At 73.8% G+C, this 19,379-nt stretch carries 15 protein-coding genes; 8 read left to right on the forward strand and 7 right to left on the reverse strand.

What is annotated here, in order from left to right; all coding sequences use genetic code 11:
* Position 1 precedes the first annotated feature (1 nt).
* Both ACZ6K0_RS22755 and ACZ6K0_RS22760 read right to left on the reverse strand, forming a co-directional pair.
* Positions 2–751, reverse strand: a complete 750-nt coding sequence (locus ACZ6K0_RS22755; RefSeq protein WP_376403926.1) for a glycosyltransferase — start codon at positions 749–751, stop codon at positions 2–4.
* A gap of 620 nt (positions 752–1,371) precedes the next feature.
* Positions 1,372–2,145 carry a glycosyltransferase family 2 protein gene (locus tag ACZ6K0_RS22760; protein WP_376403493.1) on the reverse strand — a complete coding sequence of 258 codons (774 nt, stop codon included), beginning with the start codon at positions 2,143–2,145 and terminating at the stop codon, positions 1,372–1,374.
* Positions 2,146–2,301: 156 nt separating this feature from the next.
* Between ACZ6K0_RS22760 and ACZ6K0_RS22765 the strand changes: the two genes are divergently transcribed.
* The 5 genes from ACZ6K0_RS22765 to ACZ6K0_RS22785 all read left to right on the forward strand — a co-directional run bounded on the left by ACZ6K0_RS22765 (position 2,302) and on the right by ACZ6K0_RS22785 (position 9,650).
* Positions 2,302–4,152 carry a glycoside hydrolase family 15 protein gene (locus tag ACZ6K0_RS22765; protein ID WP_376403490.1) on the forward strand — a complete coding sequence of 617 codons (1,851 nt, stop codon included), beginning with the start codon at positions 2,302–2,304 and terminating at the stop codon, positions 4,150–4,152.
* A 196-nt stretch (positions 4,153–4,348) separates the two neighbouring features.
* The gene (locus ACZ6K0_RS22770) at positions 4,349–5,419 is read left to right on the forward strand and encodes a phosphatase PAP2 family protein (RefSeq protein ID WP_469229961.1); all 1,071 of its coding nucleotides are present in this window, start codon (positions 4,349–4,351) and stop codon (positions 5,417–5,419) included.
* Positions 5,420–5,464: 45 nt separating this feature from the next.
* Positions 5,465–7,684, forward strand: coding sequence for an NADP-dependent isocitrate dehydrogenase (locus ACZ6K0_RS22775; RefSeq protein WP_469229962.1), 2,220 nt, complete (start codon positions 5,465–5,467; stop codon positions 7,682–7,684).
* Positions 7,685–7,794: 110 nt separating this feature from the next.
* Positions 7,795–8,085: a hypothetical protein gene (locus ACZ6K0_RS22780; protein WP_376403481.1), complete on the forward strand. Its 291-nt coding sequence runs from the start codon at positions 7,795–7,797 to the stop codon at positions 8,083–8,085.
* A 110-nt stretch (positions 8,086–8,195) separates the two neighbouring features.
* On the forward strand, positions 8,196–9,650 hold the full coding sequence (locus ACZ6K0_RS22785; RefSeq protein WP_469229965.1) for a sigma-70 family RNA polymerase sigma factor: 1,455 nt from the start codon (positions 8,196–8,198) through the stop codon (positions 9,648–9,650).
* Between the two features lie 18 nt (positions 9,651–9,668).
* Here ACZ6K0_RS22785 and ACZ6K0_RS22790 read toward each other — a convergent pair whose 3' ends face one another.
* From ACZ6K0_RS22790 to ACZ6K0_RS22805, 4 genes are all read right to left on the reverse strand, one after another.
* Positions 9,669–10,736 (reverse strand): CAP domain-containing protein, encoded by a 1,068-nt coding sequence (locus tag ACZ6K0_RS22790; RefSeq protein WP_469229966.1) that lies wholly within the window; start codon positions 10,734–10,736, stop codon positions 9,669–9,671.
* Positions 10,737–10,874: 138 nt separating this feature from the next.
* Entirely contained in the window at positions 10,875–11,747 is an 873-nt protein-coding gene (locus ACZ6K0_RS22795) for a universal stress protein (RefSeq protein ID WP_376403472.1), read from the reverse strand.
* Positions 11,748–11,883: 136 nt separating this feature from the next.
* Positions 11,884–13,164 (reverse strand): acyl-CoA dehydrogenase family protein, encoded by a 1,281-nt coding sequence (locus tag ACZ6K0_RS22800; RefSeq protein WP_469229968.1) that lies wholly within the window; start codon positions 13,162–13,164, stop codon positions 11,884–11,886.
* A gap of 228 nt (positions 13,165–13,392) precedes the next feature.
* Entirely contained in the window at positions 13,393–13,848 is a 456-nt protein-coding gene (locus tag ACZ6K0_RS22805; protein ID WP_376403466.1) for an RrF2 family transcriptional regulator, read from the reverse strand.
* Positions 13,849–14,412: 564 nt separating this feature from the next.
* On the opposite strand from ACZ6K0_RS22805, the gene ACZ6K0_RS22810 reads away from it, so the two are divergent.
* Positions 14,413–15,273 (forward strand): glutathione S-transferase C-terminal domain-containing protein, encoded by an 861-nt coding sequence (locus ACZ6K0_RS22810; protein ID WP_376403463.1) that lies wholly within the window; start codon positions 14,413–14,415, stop codon positions 15,271–15,273.
* 86 nt (positions 15,274–15,359) lie between these two features.
* Here ACZ6K0_RS22810 and ACZ6K0_RS22815 read toward each other — a convergent pair whose 3' ends face one another.
* Entirely contained in the window at positions 15,360–16,397 is a 1,038-nt protein-coding gene (locus ACZ6K0_RS22815; RefSeq protein WP_376403460.1) for an NAD-dependent epimerase/dehydratase family protein, read from the reverse strand.
* A 138-nt stretch (positions 16,398–16,535) separates the two neighbouring features.
* On the opposite strand from ACZ6K0_RS22815, the gene ACZ6K0_RS22820 reads away from it, so the two are divergent.
* Both ACZ6K0_RS22820 and ACZ6K0_RS22825 read left to right on the forward strand, forming a co-directional pair.
* Entirely contained in the window at positions 16,536–16,778 is a 243-nt protein-coding gene (locus tag ACZ6K0_RS22820; RefSeq protein ID WP_376403458.1) for a DUF5133 domain-containing protein, read from the forward strand.
* Between the two features lie 157 nt (positions 16,779–16,935).
* Positions 16,936–19,371, forward strand: a complete 2,436-nt coding sequence (locus tag ACZ6K0_RS22825) for an ATP-binding cassette domain-containing protein (protein ID WP_376403455.1) — start codon at positions 16,936–16,938, stop codon at positions 19,369–19,371.
* Positions 19,372–19,379 lie beyond the last annotated feature (8 nt).

The raw sequence follows: 19,379 nt of genomic DNA on the forward strand, positions 1-19,379 counted from the left end.
ATCACCGGGCCAGAGAGATGCGCAGGAGGTCGGCCATCGAGCGAAGCCCGTCGCGCCGTGCCGAGAACGTCGAGCCGGGTACGTCGTGCCAGACGACGGGGACCTCGACGACGTCCCGCCCGGCGCGCACGACCTGGGCGAGGAGCTCGACGTCGAAGGCGAAGCCGTCGATGCGGCACCGGGGCGCGATCGCGCGGGCGAGCGGGCCGGGGAAGAACTTGAATCCGCACTGCGTGTCGGCGACGCCGGGCAGCGACAGGTGCGCCAGCGACCGGAACAGCAGGCCGCCGCCGCGTCGCAGTGCCGACTGCTCCACGTCGAGGTGGGCGCCGGGCATGTGGCGCGAGGCGATCACGGCGCCGTGGCCGGCCCGCAGCAGCCGCATGACCCGGTCCAGGGTGTCCACCGGCGTGGCGTTGTCGGCGTCGGCGAAGCCGATGAACCGGGCCGACGAGGTCTCGATGCCGCGCCGCACGGCCGCGCCCTTGCCCTGGTCGCTGCAGCCGATCGCATGGACGGGGACGGGGGAGTCGGCGAAGCGGGCGAGGACGTCGAGGGTGCCGTCGGCGCTGTTGTTGTCGACGACGACGACCGCCGAGGACCAGGACCGTTCGCTCAGGTAGTCGACGGTCGCGGCGACCGTGGACGGCAGCCGGCGCTGTTCGTTGAAGGCGGGGATGAGCAGTTCCAGTTCCACCGGCGGGCGGACGAGCCGGCGGGGGAGAGGTTCGTGGGTGCGCGGGGTCGCCATCACGCCTCGCCTCCTCGGGGGAAGGCGCGGCGCGGGGGTCGCGCGGAAGGGCGGGGGACGGCGATCAGTGCGGGGGCGGTACGTCGGCCGGGGCGGCGCCCGAGGCGCCCGCTGCGCACGCGGCACGCCGGGGCTGCCGGGCCGTCGGATCCGTCGGATCCGTCAGAGCCGTCCGGCCCGTGGGGGCCGTCGGATCCCGAGGGACCGTCGGATCCGGCTGGGCCGCCGGAGCCGTCGCGGTGCGGGGCGTGCGTCCTGACCGTACGGGCGCGGCGGCGACGGGCGGCGCCCCGGGGCCTGCACGCCCTGCTGAGGGGCGGCGGCGCGGTGGCGCGGAGCCGGTCGGAGACCCGGCGTGCCGGGTGCGCGGTCGGGAGGTGCGGGGTGCGGCGGGCCGGACGGCGCCGGGCCTCGGCGAAGGGCCAGTCGGTCACCCGCCGCAGAGGATGCGGAGCGGGTGCCGCCGGCGCGCGGTTGAAATGGAGTGAGGTCACGACGAGCCTCTTCCGGCAACCGACCCTGCCGAGGGTCTGCTCTTACCTGATCTGTTCTGATCGGGTCTGATCTGGTCTGGCCTAAAATGGTGCTGTTTCCACCCTTAGCCCCTCGGGTGCGATCCGTCAACCGGTGGAGTGCCGGGAACGGCCGTGGGCGAACCGCGAGAGGGCGTTGTGCGGCCGTTCGTCGAGGAGCGTGCCGAGGATGCGGGCGCCGTCACGGACCGTGCGCGGGTGTGATGGACCGTGGCGGCGAGGCAGCTCACGACTGGGCACCTCGGCGACGCGGAGCCCGTAGTGCAGGGCGTGCGTCACGAGCTCCGCGCCCAGCTCGACACCGTCCTCGCGCAGGTCGAGCAGGTCGACGAAACCGCGCCGGAACGCGCAGAATCCGTACCAGAGATCGGTCAGCTGCTGGCCGTACAGCCGGCGCGCGACGCGCAGCAGCGTGCGGTGGCCCAGACGTCGTGCGAGCGGATAGTCGGCGACGTCCCCGCCCGCGATGAATCGGGATCCCTTGACGAAATCGAATCCGCTCTCCAGGTAATGCAGGTAGTGCGGGATCTCGTGCGGCGACATGCTTCCGTCGGCGTTCATCAGCACGATCAGGTCACCCGTCGCCGCGCGCAGTCCCGCGTGCGGAATGTCGCCCCGGGTGAAGTCCCAGGCCCCGAGTGTCCGGACGGTCATGCCGTCCCGCACGGGCCTCGCAGCGGTCGGTCCGCCGATCAGGACCACGTCCCGCACGACCTCCGGCACCTGGTCGAGCAGCAGGTCGAGCGCGGGCCCAGGGTCCGTCCCGTCGGGGCGGACCGTCAGGACGAGGCTCACCGTGCGCGTGACGGAGCCGGGTGCCCGGTCGGTCGACCGGCGGCGGGGGTGCGCGTCACTGCTCATGGGTACGGCCTGTGGCCTTCCGCGCGGCGAACCCGTGCATTTCAGAATCCTGCGCGGAGCGCGAAGCGTCAAGAAAACGACAGGAATATGCGGAGCGCCGCGAAAGAATGCGGTTCCCTCTCTGCGCGAGATTCCAGGACGGCATACAATCCGTGCATGGCAGGGCGAATTGAGGACTACGCCCTCGTCGGAGACCTGGAGACGGCAGCGCTCATTGGGACCGACGGGTCCATTGACTGGTGGTGCGCGCCGCGCTTCGACTCGCCCGCCTGTCTCGCGGCGCTCCTGGGCGACCCCGGTCACGGCCGGTGGATCCTCGCCCCGGCCGGCGGCGCCCACTGCACACGCAGGAGTTACCGGGGCGCCACGCTCGTCCTGGACACCTTCTGGGAATCCCTCGACGGCACCGTACGGGTCACCGACTTCATGCCCCCGCGCTCCCCGGGCCATCCGCGCGAGGGCGCGCCCAGGATCGTCCGCGTGGTCGAGGGAATCTCCGGACGGGTCGCCATGCGGGGCGAGTTGAGGCTCCGCTTCCACCACGGCAGCATCGTCCCCTGGACCCGCGCGGTGGACCGGCGGACCGTCGCCTCCGTCGCCGGACCCGACGCCGCCTACCTCTCCTGCGGCCCCGGCGCCGAACCCGTCGTCACCCTGGACCGCACGACCGTCGAGTTCACCGTCACCGCCGGGAGCAGCGTCGCGTTCGTCCTCGGCTGGCGCCCCTCGCACGTGTCCGCGCCCCCCACCGCCTCACCCGGCGAGATCGACGCCACCCTCCTGCGCACCCTCGCCTTCTGGAACGACTGGGCGGCCGGGCTCCGTTACGAAGGGCCGGCCCGGGAAGCCGTCCTCCGCTCCCTCCTCACCCTCAAGGCCCTCACCTACGCCCCCACCGGCGGAGTCGCCGCGGCCGCCACCGCCTCCCTCCCCGAGAGCATCGGCGGAGAGCGCAACTGGGACTACCGCTTCTGCTGGTTGCGCGACTCCACCTTCACGCTCTCCTGCCTGCTGCGCGGCGGATACCGCCGGGAGGCCCTGGCCTGGAAGGACTGGCTGCTCCGGGCCGTCGCGGGAGACCCCGCCGACCTCCAGCCGCTCTACGGGGTCGAAGGGCAGCGCCGGCTCCCCGAGACGTACGCCGACTGGCTTCCCGGCTACGAGAACTCACGCCCCGTCAGATTCGGCAACGCGGCCGTCGACCAGTTCCAGCTCGACATCTACGGCGAGGTGCTCAACACCGTCTACTCGGCCGTCCGGGCCGGGGTCGCGCTCGACCCGCCCGCCTGGGCCCTGGTGGCCGCCCTCCTGGAGTACGTCGGCAAGCGCTGGCAGGAACCCGACGAGGGCATCTGGGAAGTCCGGGGCCCGCGCCGCCACTTCGTCCACTCCAAGGTCATGGCCTGGGTCGCCGCCGACCGAGCCGTCCGCCTCGCCCGTGTCGCCGGCCTGCGCGGCTCCGTACGCCGCTGGCAGGCCCTGCGCCGGGAGCTCCACGCGGAGATCTGCGCCCTCGGCTGGAGCGAGGAACAGCAGTCGTTCACGCAGTACTACGGCAGCCACGAGGTCGACGCCACCGCCCTGTTGATCCCCCGGCTCGGCTTCCTCCCCGCCGACGACCCCCGGGTCCTCGGCACCGTGGCGGCGATGGCCCGCCTCGACGACCACGGCTTCCTGCGCCGGTACGGCGACGTCCGCGACGGCGGGACCCACTCGCTCGACGAACTCGGCGGCACCGAAGGGTCCTTCGTCGCCTGCACGTTCTGGTACGCCGACGCCCTCGCCGCGACCGGCCGCCCCGCCGAGGCCAGGGCCGTCTTCGAGCGGGTCCTCGCCATCCGCAACGACGTCGGGCTGCTCTCCGAGGAGTGGGACCCGGTGGCCGGCCGCCAGCTCGGCAACACGCCGCAGGCGCTCAGTCACGTGGCCCTCGTGAACACGGCCTTCACGCTGTACGGAACACGCCGCCACGACCGCACGGCCCCCCGCCCGCTCGCCGTGGCCTGACCCCACCCCTCCCAGGAAGGACCGGGAGGGCCGGGAGGTGCCGGGAGGAGACGAGGGGTGCCGGGAGGAGACGAGGGGTGCCGGGAGGAGCCGGTTGGACCCGGGAGGATCCCCACCGCCGCCCACCAGGTCCTTCGGCGTGTCGTTCGGGTGCAGCCAGCGGGCGGATCCGCCGCGCATGGGTTCGAATCGGGGCATGGCTTCCTACGACAGGCTCCGCGCCGGCGGCTCCCCGAGGCCGCTGGAGACCGGTGGCACCTGGTGGTACGCCGCCGTCGCCGGCGAGGCCGCCGGCTCCTTCAGCACCAGGGTCCGCACCCGGACCCGGCGTGCCTGCCTCGGGACCGTCCTCCTCCTCACGGTCGTCTACGCGGGCCTCGTGCTCACCGCGACCGGCCGCCGCTGGGGCGACGCCGCCCTCACCGGCCGGCGCGCCGACACCGCCGCCGCCACCCTGCTCCGGGAGCACCCCTCGCTCGCCGGGCTCACCACGCTCTCCCTCGTCCTCGGCTGCGTCCTGCTGCTCGCCGTCGGCCTCCTGCGCAAGCGGTACGCGCTCACCGGCGCCGTCGCCGGCGCCCTCGTCACGTCCCTCGCGCTGACGGGCCTCCTCCAGCGGTACGCGCCACGCCCCCGACTCCTCGACAGCGGCGGAGCCGTCCTCCAGAGCGGCTTCCCCAGCGGGCAGACCACCCTCGCCCTCGGCACCGCCTTCGGTCTCGCCTTCCTCGTCCCGTACCGGTATCGCGGGCTCACCGTCCTCGCCGGCACCCTCTGGGCCGGAGCCGTCGGTGCCTACACCGTCGCGGCGGGTGGCCACCGCCCCGGCGACCTCATCGCCGCCGCCCTCGTCGTCCTCCCCGTCTTCTGCGGGCTCGCCACCCTCCTCGCCCGCAGGGGCAAGGTCCGCCCCGCCCCCCGCGCCCCCCTCCCACGCGTCCTCCTCGCGACCGTGCCGCTCGCCGCCCTCGCCGCCGTGGGACTCGGCGCCGGCCTCTGGCTCCTCGGCGACACCCTCGCCCTGCCCGCCACCGCCCCGTACGACCCCGCCGAGCTCCGGCTCGCGCACCGCTGCGGACAGGCCCTCGCCGCGGGCGTCACCGCCGCCGCGGGACTGCTCCTGCTCACCCTGCTCCGCCGCGTCGACGTGGACGGGGCCCCCGCCCCGTACCGCCTCGGCGGCCCCTTCGTGGAGGCCGCGGGAGCGCCGCCCGACGGCGAGCTCGTGGGGCCCTTTACGGAGGACCGCGATCACGAGATATCTTGATGTCGAGCAATCTCGCATACGCAGACGTGGAGCTGGAGAACCCTGGTGACTGACTCGACCATCATCTACACCCACACTGACGAGGCGCCCGCCCTGGCGACGTACTCGTTCCTGCCCGTGATCCAGGCGTATGCCTCGCAGGCCGGCGTCACGGTCGAGACGCGGGACATCTCCCTCGCGGGCCGCATCATCGCCGTCTTCCCCGAGTTCCTGGAGGAGGGCCAGCGCATCGCCGACGCCCTCGCGGAGCTCGGCGCGCTCGCCAAGACGCCCGGCGCCAACATCATCAAGCTGCCGAACGTCTCGGCGTCCATCCCGCAGCTGAAGGCCGCGATCGCTGAGCTCCAGGCGCAGGGCTACGCCCTCCCGGACTACCCGGACGACCCGCAGACGGACCAGGACAAGGACGTCCGCGCCCGCTACGACAAGATCAAGGGTTCGGCCGTCAACCCGGTCCTGCGCGAGGGCAACTCCGACCGCCGTGCCCCGGCCTCGGTCAAGAACTACGCCAAGGCCCACCCGCACCGCATGGGCGCCTGGTCCTCCGAGTCGAAGACGAACGTCGCCACCATGAGCGACAACGACTTCGCCTCCACGGAGAAGTCCGCCGTCATCGCGCAGGACGACACCCTCCGCTTCGAGTTCACGGCCGCCGACGGCACCGTCTCCGAGCTCCGCGAGCCGCTGAAGGTCATCGCCGGCGAGGTCGTCGACGCCGCCGTCATGCGCGCCGCCGCGCTGCGCACCTTCCTCAGCGAGCAGGTCGCCCGCGCCAAGGCCGAGGGCGTGCTCTTCTCCGTGCACCTCAAGGCCACGATGATGAAGGTCTCCGACCCGATCGTCTTCGGCCACGTCGTCCGCGCCTTCTTCCCGGAGACCTTCGCCAAGTACGGCGAGGTGCTCGCCGCCGCCGGTCTCACCCCGAACGACGGCCTCGGCGGCGTCCTGAAGGGCCTGGAGTCCCTCCCGCAGGGCGCGGAGATCAAGGCCTCCTTCGATGCCGAGCTCGCCGCGGGCCCCGCCCTGGCGATGGTCGACTCCGACAAGGGCATCACCAACCTGCACGTGCCGTCCGACGTCATCGTCGACGCCTCGATGCCGGCCATGATCCGCACCTCGGGTCACATGTGGGGCCCGGACGGCCAGGAGGCCGACACCCTCGCGGTCCTCCCGGACCACAGCTACTCGGGCGTCTACCAGGTCGTCCTCGACGACTGCCGCGCCCACGGCGCCTTCGACCCGTCGACCATGGGCTCCGTCCCGAACGTCGGCCTCATGGCGCAGAAGGCCGAGGAGTACGGCTCGCACGACAAGACCTTCGAGATCGCCGAGGCCGGCACCGTCCGCCTCGTCGACTCCGCGGGCAACGTCGTCCTGGAGCAGGAGGTCGCCGAGGGCGACCTGTTCCGCGCCTGCCAGACCAAGGACCTGCCCATCCAGGACTGGGTCAAGCTCGCCGTCACCCGCGCCCGCGCCACCGGCTCCCCGGCCGTCTTCTGGCTGGACGCCGCGCGCGCCCACGACGCGCAGCTGATCGCCAAGGTCGAGCAGTACCTGCCGGAGCACGACACCGAGGGCCTGGACATCAAGATCCTGTCCCCGGTCGAGGCCACCGAGTTCTCCCTGGAGCGCATCCGCCGCGGCGAGGACACCATCTCGGTCACCGGCAACGTCCTCCGCGACTACCTGACCGACCTCTTCCCCATCCTGGAGCTGGGCACCAGCGCCAAGATGCTGTCGGTCGTCCCGCTGATGGCGGGCGGCGGCCTCTTCGAGACCGGCGCCGGCGGCTCCGCCCCGAAGCACGTCCAGCAGCTCGTCAAGGAGAACTACCTCCGCTGGGACAGCCTCGGCGAGTTCTTCGCCCTGGCCGCCAGCTTCGAGCACCTCGCGACGACCACGGGCAACGACCGCGCCCAGGTCCTCGCCGACACGCTGGACCGCGCCACCGGCACCTTCCTCAACGAGGACAAGTCGCCGACCCGTCGCCTCGGCGGCATCGACAACCGCGGCAGCCACTTCTACCTCGGCCTCTACTGGGCCCAGGAGCTGGCCGCCCAGACCGAGGACGCGGAGCTGGCCAAGGCCTTCGCCCCGCTCGCCGAGACGCTGGCCGCGAACGAGCAGAAGATCGTCGACGAGCTCGTCGCCGTCCAGGGCTCCCCGGCCGAGATCGGCGGCTACTACCAGCCCGACCCGGCCAAGGCCGCGGCCGTGATGCGCCCGTCCGCCACCCTGAACGAGGCCCTCGCGTCCCTCGTCTGATCCGCGCGCGTCCGCCCCGGCGGACGACATGGACCGCCCCGGCCGGAAGGATTCCGGCCGGGGCGGTCCCGTCGGTGGCGCATCCGCCGTTCGGGTGTGAACCTGGATGGATGAGCTGGGCATCTTGGACGACCGCCGGTGTCTACACCGGGCGTGGTGGGGTGCTGACCGACGAGGCCGGAGTCGTCACGGGCGATCTGACCGTGCACACGACCTGGGCCGAGCGGGAGGCACGCGTGGCCGTGCAGTACAGCGGCGCATCCGACTGGTTCACCATGTCGGGCAGTCCCGTTCCGTGCGCGACGGAGGAGGAGAGCCGCGATCTCCACGAAGCGGTCGTGGAGGCAGTCAGGGAAGGGCACGGGGCCACGGTTCCGGCACTTCCCGGCGCATCGTTGTAGATCCCGCCCGGCGGATCACAGGCCGGGCGGACCGAAGAAGTGTTATCCCTCCCGCTCCCACGGGTCTCCGAAAGACGGGGGACTCGGACCACGGATGAGGGAGCAGACCCATGCACAGCGACGAGCGCCGCACCACCGCCCTGGTGGAGGCGGCCCGGGCCGGTGACGCGCACGCCAGGGACGAACTGGTACGCGCGTACCTGCCCCTCGTCCACAACGTCGTCGGCCGCGCCCTCGACGGCCACGCCGACACCGACGACATCGTCCAGGAGACGATGGTCCGCGCCCTCGACGGCCTCCCCGGCCTCCGTGATCCGGCCCGCTTCCGATCCTGGGTCGTCGCCATCGCCATGAACGGGATACGGCGCCGCTGGCACGAGAACCGCCAGGCGCCCCTGCCCGGCCTCGACCGGGCCGCCGACCTCGCCGACCCGGCCGGCGACTTCACCGAACTCACCATCCTCCGGCTCCGCCTCTCAGGGCAGCGCCGCGACGTGGCCCGCGCCACCCGCTGGCTCGACGACGAGGACCGCGAGCTCCTCTCCCTGTGGTGGCTGGAGGCCGCCGGAGAGCTGACCCGCGCCGAACTCGCCGAGGGCCTCGCCGTCTCCCCGCAGCACGCCGCCGTCCGCGTCCAGCGGATGAAGGAACGCCTGGAGACCGGCCGGGCCGTGGTCCGCGCCCTCGACGCCGAACCGGCCTGCCCCGGACTCGCGGAGTCCCTCACCGCCTGGGACGGCCGCCCCTCGCCCCTCTGGCGCAAGCGGATCGCCCGCCACCTGCGCACCTGCGCCGCCTGTACGGGGCAGACGACCGGCAGCCGCGGCCTCGCCCCCGTCGAGGGCCTGCTCGTCGGCATCGGTCTCGTCCCGCCGCTGGCGGCGGCGGCCGTCGCCCGGCGCGGCGCGGAAGCCTTCGCCGCCGAGCCCGTCGGCCGCTGGACGCCGATCCGGCGCGCCTGCCTCGCCGGCGCCGTGACCGTCGCCGTCCTCGGCGCGCTCGCCGTGCTCGTACCGCGGCAGCCGGAGGTACGGGTGGCACCCGACCGGCCCCGCGCCGCGCCCCCGGCGCCCGCGACCCCCACCACCCCGAAGCCCTCCGCCACCCGGGCCGCCACCATCGCCGCCCCGGCCCCCACGACCCGTACCCCGGCACCCCGCCGCACCACGCCCCCCGCGCCCACCGCCGAGGAGCGGGTGACGACGGAGGTCAACAGGCTCCGGGCGGCGGCGGGTTGCGCCCCGCTGCGGACCGACCCGCGACTGGTCGCGGCGGCCCGGGGGTACGCCCGCGACATGGTCGCGCGCGGCTACTTCGCCCACAGCAGCCCCGAGGGCGAGTTCGCGGACGCCCGGATCACCGCGGCCGGGTACGACTGGAGTGCCTGGGCCGAGAACCTGGCCCAGGGGACGGGGGACCCGGCGGCCGTCGTCGACGGCTGGACCGACGGGGCGATGCACGAGGAGAACATGCTGGACTGCCGGTACCGGGACACCGGTGTGGCGTCGGCGCCCGGTCCCGGCGGCACGATCTGGGTGCAGAAGCTGGCGGCCCCCGCCTCCTGAACCGCGGTCGGCCGGGCGTCAGCCCTTGGCGCCGAAGTTCTGGACCCACCAAGGGCCGTTGGCGGTGAGGGTCACCCCGACGCCGATGTCCTTGAAGGAGCAGTTGAGGATGTTCTCGCGGTGTCCGGGGCTGTCCATCCAGTCCTCCATCGCCCGGGCCGGGGTCTTCGGCCCGCGATGGATGTTCTCGCCCCACGTCTGCCACGTGTAGCCGGCGCCGGTCATCCGGTCGCCCGCGTCCCGGCCCTCCGGACTGTCGTGCTCGTAGTAGTCGCGGGCGGACATGTCGTCGGCGTGCCCCTGGGCGGCGGTGCGCAGATGGCTCTCCGTACGCAGCGGGCCGCAACCGGCCTTCTCCCGCTCGGCGTTGGCGAGGGCGACGACCTCCTGGACGTACTCCGAGACCTTCCCGCCGGCGGCATCGGTACCGGCACCGCTGCCGGATCCGGCACCGGCACCGGCTCCCGATCCGGCACCGGCTCCGGCTTCGGTGGCTTCGCCCGGCTGCGGTACCTGTTCGGTCCTGGGCCGCGCCTGCCGCTCCTGCGGGGACGCGGAGGGGGACGCCGGCCGTGGTGACGTGGTGGCCGCCTTCGTCTCCGGCGTGGAGGCCGCCCCGGGGCGCGAGGTCCGGGGCGCCGTCGTGTCCGCCGTGCGGCGGGCGGGCGTGGGCGCGGTCGAGGGGGCGGACGGAGGCGTGGAGGGGGCCGCGGCCTCCCGGACCGTCGTGTCCGCCGTGGGCGACGCCCCCTTGGCGTCCGGGACGGCGGAGGGCGCGGCGGCGACCCAGGGACCGGCGGCCGGGGCGGGGGAGGCCACGTACACCCCGGCCGCCACGGTCAGGACGACGGCCGCGGCCCCGGCGGCGGTGACGGCGGCGCGGAAGCCCGGCCGCCGAGGAGCGCGCCGCCGCGCCCCGTGGCCCTTCCGGTGCCGTCCGCCGTCCCGCACGGGACGATCGAGCCGTACGACGTGCTCCTCGTACTGCTCCTCGTGCCGCTCCTCGCGGTCGAAGCGGTCGACGTGCTCGACGTGTTCGACGTGTTCAGGGTTCTCGGGGTGACCGGGTTGGTCGTGGTGCCGCATGGAGCTCCGCTCTCTCGCCGAGGTCGCCGGACGGTCCGGCGCTGGGAGAGCCACCGGGGCGACGGCGATAACACTTTCCGGCCCCGGCCGCCCCGACACCCTTCGTCAACCCGACGCGTCAACGCACGTCAGAGCCTTTCAGCCCTGCGGGATCACCGCCACCGGGCACGGCGCGAGATGGAGCGCCGCGTGCGCCACGGAGCCGATGCGCGGGCCGACCGCGCCGCGCCCGGCCCGCCGCCCGACCACCAGCAGCTGGGCGGCGCCCGAGGAGGAGAGCAGCACCTGCCCCGCGCTGCCCAGTTCGACGTGCTCCGTCACCGGCACCTCGGGGAACCGCTCCCGCCAGGGCTCCACGGCCTCGCGCAGCGCCTTCTCCTCGTACGGGACGAGCCCGCCGGCCTCGTCGGCGAGCCGCATCGACGCCGGGCTGTACGCGTAGAGCGGCGGCAGGCTCCAGGCGCGGACGGCCCGCACCGACGCCCCGCGCGCGGCGGCGGTCTCGAAGGCGAAGCCGAGGGCCGCGGCGCTGTCCTCGGGACTGCCGTGCTGGCCGACGAGGACCTCGCCGACCGGCGGCTCGGCGGGCTCGCCGTCGCGGGACCTGACGGCCACCACGGGACGGGTCGCGGCGGCGATGATCTGCTGCCCGTACGAGCCGAGCAGGAAGCCGGCGACGGCGCCGTGACCGCGCGAGCCGATGACGAGCATCTCGGCCCGCGACTCGGTGCCGAGCAGCGCCGCGACGGGCGTGTCGGGGAGCACCTCGGCCGTCAGGGCGATGTCCGGGTGGCGCCGCGCGACCGTCGCCTCGGCCGTGCGCAGGACCTCCTCGGCGACCCGCTCCTGGTCCGCCCGGTCCTGGACCAGCGGGATGTCGAGGGGTTCCCAGCGCCACGCGTGGGCGAGCCGCAGCGGGAGCCTCCGGTGGAGGGCCTCGCGGGCGGCCCAGTCGGCCGCGGCGAGACTCTCCGGGGAACCGTCCACTCCTGCGACGATCTCACGACTCATCGGGCTGCCTCCGTCGGTAGCTGACGGGCCCGCCGGGCGGCCGGGCCCTCCTGCTCCCAGCTTGGGCCCATCGGCAGCCCGGCGAGAGGGACGGACGTCCCGACATGCCGGACCTTCCGTCCCGTCTGTCGTGCCGTCAGGCCGGCAGGGTGAGCCGCGCGTGGGTGCCGTTGAGGTAGTGGTCGCCGATGTCGCGGAGCCGGTGGGAGGGCTGCGTGTGCGCGGTGAGCGCCCGGGCGTTGCGCCAGAAGCGGTCGAATCCCGGCCCGCCCGACTGGGCGTCGGCGCCCTCGGCGCCGTCGACGAGTTCGAGGACGCGGGTCGTGATGCGGACGGCGGCCCGGCCGGTGACCGTCTCGGCCGCGGAGACCAGGACGGCTATGTCGGCGCGCTCCTCGGGGCTCAGCGACTCTTCGGCGAGCAGCCCGCGGGCCAGGGCGTCCGTCGCCCGCTCCACCACGGCGGAGGCGACGTGGGCGGCCGTGGCCAGCTCCCCGTAGGCGAGGAGCAGGTACGGGTCGTCGCCCGTGCCGAGCGGACGCGCGCCGGCCGGTGCCGGCCTGCCGTCCGGCGAGGGCGCCGGGACCGGTCCGGCCTGCCCGGCGCGGCTGATGTCCCGGGCCTCGGCGAGCGCGCCCTCGGCGATGCCGAGTCCGACCTGGACGAGGAGCAGCCGCAGGGCGAGCGGGGCGAGGGTGGCAAAGGGGCTGACGGCGTGCTCGTCGTGCGGGAGCACGCCGAGGACCTGGTCGGCCGGGACCGGGACGTGGTCGAAGGTGACGGTGCCCGCGCCGGAGACCCGCTGCCCGACCCGGTCCGTACCGGCGTCGGTGAACACGCCGGGATGCGCCGGGTCCACCAGGACGATCAGCCAGTCGCCGGTCCCGCCCGGCCGGGCGCCGACGACCAGCCGGTCGGCCACGGCGACGCCGGAGGCGAACGCGCGGCGCCCGTCCAGGATCCAGCCGTTCGTGGTGGGGGTGAGCCGGAGGCCGGGGTCCGTCTCGGTGCGCGGCGGCTCGACGCCGCCGCCGAGCACCCAGTGCTCCTCGGCCGTCCGCGCGTCGAGGGCGGTGCCGGGTGCCGCGTCCTGCATCGGAGGGCCGAAGAACCGGCTGCTCCAGGACAGGACGTAGTGGTGGGCGAGGAGTTCGCCGACCGAGCTGTCGGCGGCGGAGATCTCCCGGACGACGGCGGACGCGGCCCGCCAGTCGGCGCCCCGCCGGTTCGCGCCGGGCGCCGTGAGGAGGGCGGGCAGTCCGGCCTCCTGGAGCCGGGCGACCTCGTCGAAGGGGGCCTTTCCCGCCCGGTCCCGAGCGGGCGCGTCGACGGCGAGGTCGTCGGCGAGCTCGCGGGTGACGCGGGGCCAGATCTCGTCGTCCGCGGGCCGGTCGGCCGGTGCCGGGACGATGTGCATCGCGGTTCTCCTGACCGATTTCCTCGGCGTACTCACGTCACCTCACCCGATCCCTCGTATCCCCACTGGAATACTAGGGATAGTGGCAGAGGCGGTCGCCCGCCCCCAAGGGGCGTCCGAGGGCTGGACACGTCCGTCTTGATAGGCGGGACGGCGTCACGTCGGCGCAGGTCGTGCGGAGTTGGCCTCGTCGAGAACCGGCCGGGTGGGAGATTTTCGGACACCCGGTCAGGGGTTGGTCCAGGCCTCCGGGTCGTCCGCGAGCGCGGTGATCCCCGCCGGCAGCTCGGCCGCCGCCACCTCCGCGAGCGAGACTCCGAGCACCTCGCGCACGCTCGCCCGGAGGGCGATCCACAGCGGGAGCAGCGACTCGGCGGGACCCGTGTACGCCAGGTCCGGGGGCCGCTCCCCGCGCACGGAGACCAGTGGGCCCTCCACGCAGCGGATGACCTCCGCGACCGAGATCGACTCGGCCGGCCTGGCCAGCCAGTACCCGCCGTTGCCGCCGCGCTGGCTCTGGACGAGCCCGCCCTTGCGCATGTCGCCGAGGATGCCCTCCAGGAACTTGTGCGAGATCCCCTGGACTTCGGCGATCGCCTCGGCCTTCAGCGGCCCCGTGTCCTGGGCGGCGGCGAGCTGGAGGGCGGCCCGCACCGCGTAGTCGGCCCTGGCTGAAATGCGCATGCGCGCATTATTCCGTACCGGCCCGGACGGATTCGTGCGCCCCACGGGGGTGTCCCGAGCCGGTGCCTCCCGCACCCTTGACGCCACGAGTGACCGGTCGGAGACTCATGAAAGGGAAAAACCGAGTGAACGGGTAGGGAAGCATGGGACGCACCGGCCGGCGGGACCCCGCACACGCCGTGCTCCTGCCGTGCTCCGTACCCCTCACGTCCCGCCGTCACATCGATCTGATGCGGGTCTGCAGCGCCGCGGGTCGCCGTCGCCGCCGGGGCGTCCACCGCGTCCGCTGAGCCCGTCCGCCCCGACCGTCCTGCCCTGTCCTGACCCGCCCGGTCCGCGCCGTTCCGGCGCCCCGGGTCGGGTCCGGTCCAGGCCGGGCACGGGCCCGGCTCCGGGTCCGGACGCGCACCTCGCCGCCGTCCGCCCGTCTCCTCCTTCCCGTTCCTCTGCTGCCTCCGGGCCCTGCGCACCGGCCGACGTCCTCGCGCCATCGCGACCTGTCACCGCGACCGTCACCGCCGCGCACCGCCCCGACCCAGCACCGAGCACCCACCAGGGAGAAGCATGTCCGTCATTCCCTCCTCGCTCCTGCCGGCCTCCGCCGTGCCCGCCTTCCGCGGCCGGATCGGCCGCGACGTGCGCAGCGGCCACTACGCCGTACCGCACCGCTATCGCCTTCACCTGGCGCCGTCCGGCCCCGACTGTCTGAGGATCGCCCTCACCCACGGCCTGCTCGGTCTCGACGACACGCTTCCGCTCACCGTGCTCCCCGCGGCCCCCGACACACCCGACGGCGGATACGCCGCGCTCCGCCCGCTGTACGAGGCCAGCGCCCACCTGTACCGGGGACCGGCCGCCGCGCCCGTCCTGAGCGACGGGTGGACCGGGCGCATCGTCAGCACCCACGTGCCCGACATCCTGCGCGACCTCGCCCTGCGCTTCCGGGGCGACGGCCCCGACCTGCTGCCCGAGGAGCACCGGGGCGAGATCGAGGCCATCGCCGACCTGTGCGAGCGGAGCGTCAACCGGGCCGCCCAGCGCGCCGGCGAACTCGGCCTCGACGGCGACGCCGCCCACCACGACCCGCTCGGCGTCCTCTTCGCGGCGCTCGGTTCCCTGGAACGGCGCCTCACCGGCCGCCCGTACGTCCTCGGCGACGGGCCGACCGCCGCCGACGTCCACGTCTGGGTCACCCTCGTCCAGCTCGACACCGTCCACCGCTGGCACCTGGACGCCGCCGCGATGGAGCGGGTCGCCGCGCACCCCGCGCTCTGGGCGTACGCCCAACGCCTCGCTGCCCGCCCCGAGTTCGCCCGCCACCTCGACATCGACGCCGTCCTGCGCCGGCACCGCGCCCACTGTCGCGGCCACGAGGCCGCGGGCGCCGGGATACGGATCGTCGACTGGTCCGGCACCACGGGCTGACGCCGGGGCGCCGCCGTCCTCGCTGCCCGTCGCTCCCCTGCCCCGTCGCTCCCCTGTCGCTGCCCACGTCGCTTCCCTGAGCGGTGTCAGCCGATGCGGTGACCCGCCAGGGGAGCGGTGTCGTCGCCGGAGCCCGCGCGGACCCCGCGCAGGAAGGCCTCCACGGCCTCAAGCGAGGTCGCCGCGGGCTCCCACTCCAGCTCCCGCCGGGCCCGCTCGGTGGCGAGCAGGGGCATCTGCCGCAGCGCGTCGAAGAGCCCGGGGGAGGCCGGGGCGAGCCGCAGCCGCCAGGCCGCCGACAGCGCCCCGCGCACCGCACCGGCCGGGACCTTCACCGGCCGGGCGTGCAGCAGCCTGCCGAGGGCCGCGGCGTCGAGCACCGGCTCGGCGGCGAGGTTGAACGCGCCGCGGACGTCCCGGAGGAGCACCCTCCGGTAGGCGTCCGCGGCATCCTCGGTGTGCAGGACCTGAAAGCGCAGTCCCTCGAACTCCGGGAGCAGCGGCAGCAGTTCAGGCCGCATCAGTTGGCCGGGGAAGAACCGGCCCGCGAAGATCCGCCGCTGCCCGCTCGCCGACTCCTCCTTGAAGAGGAAGGCCGGGCGCATCCGGACCACCCGGGTCAGCGGATGGTCCCGCTCGAAGGTGTCGAGGACCCGCTCCAGATACGCCTTCTCGCGGGTGTACGCGGCGCCGGGCCAGCCGTGCGTCGGCCAGGCCTCGGACACCGGGGCCCCGCCCTTCGGACCGGGGGAGTACGCCCCCACCGAGGAGGCGTGCACCAGCACCGGCACCCGCGCCGCCGCGACCGCGTCGAAGACGCGCACCGCGCCCAGGACGTTGGTCCGCCAGGTCTCCACCGGATCGTGCGTCGGCCCGAACCGCCAGGCCAGGTGGACGACCGCGTCCGCGTCCGCGACGTACTGCGCGAGCCGGGGCTCGTCCCCCTCCCGGGAGAGGTCGACCTCGGCCCACTCCACGCCGGGCAGCTCCAGGCCGGGCCTGCGCCGGGCGAGCCCGAGGACGGAGCCGACCCGCGGCTCGCGGGCGAGCGCCCGCACCAGGCTCGTACCGACATTGCCGGTGGCGCCGGTGACGACCACCCGCTGCTGCGTGCTCGGGTTCATGTCTCCGACCCTCCGCCATGGGCGGCGGAAGCGCACTCCGGGACCCCTCCCGTCACACAGCGTGCCCGTGCGGGTCGCGGGCGTGGTCGACCACGCGCAGGATGGAGCGACTCGGGAGTCAGGAGCCAGGAGGACGCGATGCTGCTGCCCGACACGAACACGGTCGACCGGTTGCTCCGGCGCTACCGCACCCAGGAGCGGTCCGTGCTCGCCAGGCCGTGCGACCTGTCGGTCCGCCGGCGCTTCGAGGACACGGCGTACACCCTCTGCGTCCTGATGGGAGAGCGGACCGCCCACGAGGCCGTCCGCGCGGCCGAGCGGTACGTCTCCCAGGGGCCGCCCGCACCCCGGGAGGCCCTGGGGGGCCTGGCGGGGAGCTGACCGGAGTCCGGTCAGGAATCGAGAAGCGTGGCCCACGGGCGCCGGTTAGCGTGGCCGTCGTGGACATCGCGATTTCCCGGACGTCGGAGCCGACCCGATGCGATGATCACGAAAGTCGCGAAGATCACGAATCGGCCCGTCCGACGGAGGAGAAACGATGAGCCAGACCCCGAGGACGGCGAAGAAGACGGCGAAGGCGCCGGCGAAGGGGCCGGCGAAGAGCACGGCAGAGCAGCAGGTCACGGAGCACGCCGCCGACAGCCACGACACGATCCGCGTGCTCGGCGCGCGCGAGAACAACCTCAAGGACATCAGCATCGAGATCCCGAAGCGCCGGCTCACGGTCTTCACGGGCGTCTCCGGCTCGGGCAAGAGCTCCCTGGTGTTCGACACGATCGCCGCGGAGTCCCAGCGACTGATCAACGAGACGTACAGCGCCTTCGTCCAGGGCTTCATGCCGACCCTCGCGCGGCCGGAGGTCGACGTCCTCGAAGGCCTGACGACCGCGATCATCGTCGACCAGCAGCGGATGGGCGCCGACCCCCGCTCCACCGTCGGCACCGCCACCGACGCCAACGCGATGCTGCGCATCCTCTTCAGCCGCCTCGGGAAGCCCCACATCGGCCCGCCCAGCGCCTACGCCTTCAACGTCCCCTCGGTCCGCGCGAGCGGAGCGATCACCGTCGAGCGAGGCGACAAGAAGGCCGTCCGGGCGGACTTCGAGCGCACCGGCGGCATGTGTCCGCGCTGCGAGGGCCGGGGCTCCGTCTCCGACATCGACCTCACCCAGCTCTACGACGACTCCAAGTCGCTCGACGAGGGCGCGCTCACCATCCCCGGCTACACCCCGGGCGGCTGGAACTACCGCCTCTACAGCGAGTCGGGCCTCGTCGACCCGGCCAAGCCGATCCGCAAGTACACCAAGAAGGAACTGCACGCCTTCCTCCACCACGAGCCGACCCGCATGAAGATCGCGGGCATCAACATGACCTACGAGGGGCTGATCCCGCGGATCCAGAAGTCCTTCCTGGCCAAGGACAAGGAGGGCATGCAGCCGCACATCCGGGCGTTCGTCGACCGGGCGGTCACCTTCACCAGCTGCCCCGAGTGCGACGGCACCCGTCTCAGCGAGGGGGCCCGGGCCTCGAAGATCAAGAAGGTCAGCATCGCCGACGCCTGCGCCATGCAGATCAGCGACCTGGCCGAGTGGGTCCGCGGACTCGACGAGCCCTCGGTGGCACCGCTGCTCACCGCCCTCGGGGACACCCTCGACTCGTTCGTGGAGATCGGCCTCGGCTACCTCTCGCTCGACCGGCCCGCGGGCACTCTGTCGGGCGGCGAGGCGCAGCGCGTCAAGATGATCCGGCACCTCGGCTCCTCGCTGACCGACGTCACGTACGTCTTCGACGAGCCGACGATCGGCCTGCACCCCCACGACATCCAGCGGATGAACGACCTGCTGCTGCGCCTGCGCGACAAGGGCAACACGGTGCTGGTCGTGGAGCACAAGCCGGAGACCATCGCGATCGCCGACCACGTCGTCGACCTCGGCCCCGGCGCCGGTACGGGCGGTGGCACCGTCTGCTTCGAGGGCACCGTCGACGGGCTGCGGGCGGGCGACACCATCACCGGCCGGCACTTCGACGACCGGTCCTCCGTCAAGGAGACGGTACGGACGCCCACCGGCACGCTGGAGATCCGCGGCGCGTCGGCGCACAACCTCCGCGACGTCGACGTCGACATCCCGCTCGGCGTCCTCGCGGTCGTCACCGGAGTCGCCGGCTCCGGCAAGAGCTCGCTCGTACACGGCTCGATCCCGCCCGGCGAGGACGTCGTCTCCGTCGACCAGGGCGCCATCCGCGGCTCGCGCCGGAGCAACCCCGCGACGTACACCGGGCTGCTCGAACCGATCCGCAAGGCGTTCGCCAAGGCCAACGGCGTGAAGCCGGCGCTGTTCAGCGCCAACTCCGAGGGCGCCTGCCCGACCTGCAACGGCGCGGGCGTCATCTACACCGACCTGGGGATGATGGCCGGGGTCGCGAGCACCTGCGAGGAGTGCGAGGGCCGGCGGTTCCAGGCCTCCGTCCTGGAGTACCACCTCGGCGGCAAGGACATCAGCGAGGTGCTCGCGATGTCGGTGACCGAGGCCGAGGAGTTCTTCGGCGACGGCGACGCGCGCACGCCGGCCGCGCACAAGATCCTCGAACGGCTCGCCGACGTCGGCCTCGGCTACCTCAGCCTCGGTCAGCCGCTCACGACCCTGTCCGGCGGCGAGCGGCAACGGCTCAAGCTGGCCACGCACATGGGCGACAAGGGCGGGATCTACGTCCTCGACGAGCCGACCACCGGTCTGCACCTCGCCGACGTCGAGCAGCTCCTCGGCCTGCTCGACCGTCTCGTCGACTCCGGGAAGTCGGTCATCGTCGTCGAGCACCACCAGGCGGTCATGGCCCACGCCGACTGGATCATCGACCTCGGCCCCGGCGCCGGCCACGACGGCGGCACCATCGTCTTCGAGGGCCCGCCCGCGAAGCTCGTCGCCGACCGCTCCACCCTCACCGGCGAACACCTCGCCGCCTACGTGGGCGCCTGACCGAACGT

Source organism: Streptomyces sp. NPDC042346 (genome assembly GCF_055581845.1).

Coding starts and splice junctions, on each gene's coding strand:
- ACZ6K0_RS22785 (WP_469229965.1), top strand. CDS start 8,196: ATGCACAGCGACGAGCGCCGCACCACCGCCCTGGTGGAGGCGGCCCGG.
- ACZ6K0_RS22765 (WP_376403490.1), top strand. CDS start 2,302: ATGGCAGGGCGAATTGAGGACTACGCCCTCGTCGGAGACCTGGAGACG.
- ACZ6K0_RS22810 (WP_376403463.1), top strand. CDS start 14,413: ATGTCCGTCATTCCCTCCTCGCTCCTGCCGGCCTCCGCCGTGCCCGCC.
- ACZ6K0_RS22760 (WP_376403493.1), bottom strand. CDS start 2,145: ATGAGCAGTGACGCGCACCCCCGCCGCCGGTCGACCGACCGGGCACCC.
- ACZ6K0_RS22805 (WP_376403466.1), bottom strand. CDS start 13,848: ATGCGCATTTCAGCCAGGGCCGACTACGCGGTGCGGGCCGCCCTCCAG.
- ACZ6K0_RS22825 (WP_376403455.1), top strand. CDS start 16,936: ATGAGCCAGACCCCGAGGACGGCGAAGAAGACGGCGAAGGCGCCGGCG.
- ACZ6K0_RS22820 (WP_376403458.1), top strand. CDS start 16,536: ATGCTGCTGCCCGACACGAACACGGTCGACCGGTTGCTCCGGCGCTAC.
- ACZ6K0_RS22815 (WP_376403460.1), bottom strand. CDS start 16,397: ATGAACCCGAGCACGCAGCAGCGGGTGGTCGTCACCGGCGCCACCGGC.
- ACZ6K0_RS22755 (WP_376403926.1), bottom strand. CDS start 751: ATGGCGACCCCGCGCACCCACGAACCTCTCCCCCGCCGGCTCGTCCGC.
- ACZ6K0_RS22800 (WP_469229968.1), bottom strand. CDS start 13,164: ATGCACATCGTCCCGGCACCGGCCGACCGGCCCGCGGACGACGAGATC.
- ACZ6K0_RS22790 (WP_469229966.1), bottom strand. CDS start 10,736: ATGCGGCACCACGACCAACCCGGTCACCCCGAGAACCCTGAACACGTC.
- ACZ6K0_RS22770 (WP_469229961.1), top strand. CDS start 4,349: ATGGCTTCCTACGACAGGCTCCGCGCCGGCGGCTCCCCGAGGCCGCTG.
- ACZ6K0_RS22795 (WP_376403472.1), bottom strand. CDS start 11,747: ATGAGTCGTGAGATCGTCGCAGGAGTGGACGGTTCCCCGGAGAGTCTC.
- ACZ6K0_RS22780 (WP_376403481.1), top strand. CDS start 7,795: ATGAGCTGGGCATCTTGGACGACCGCCGGTGTCTACACCGGGCGTGGT.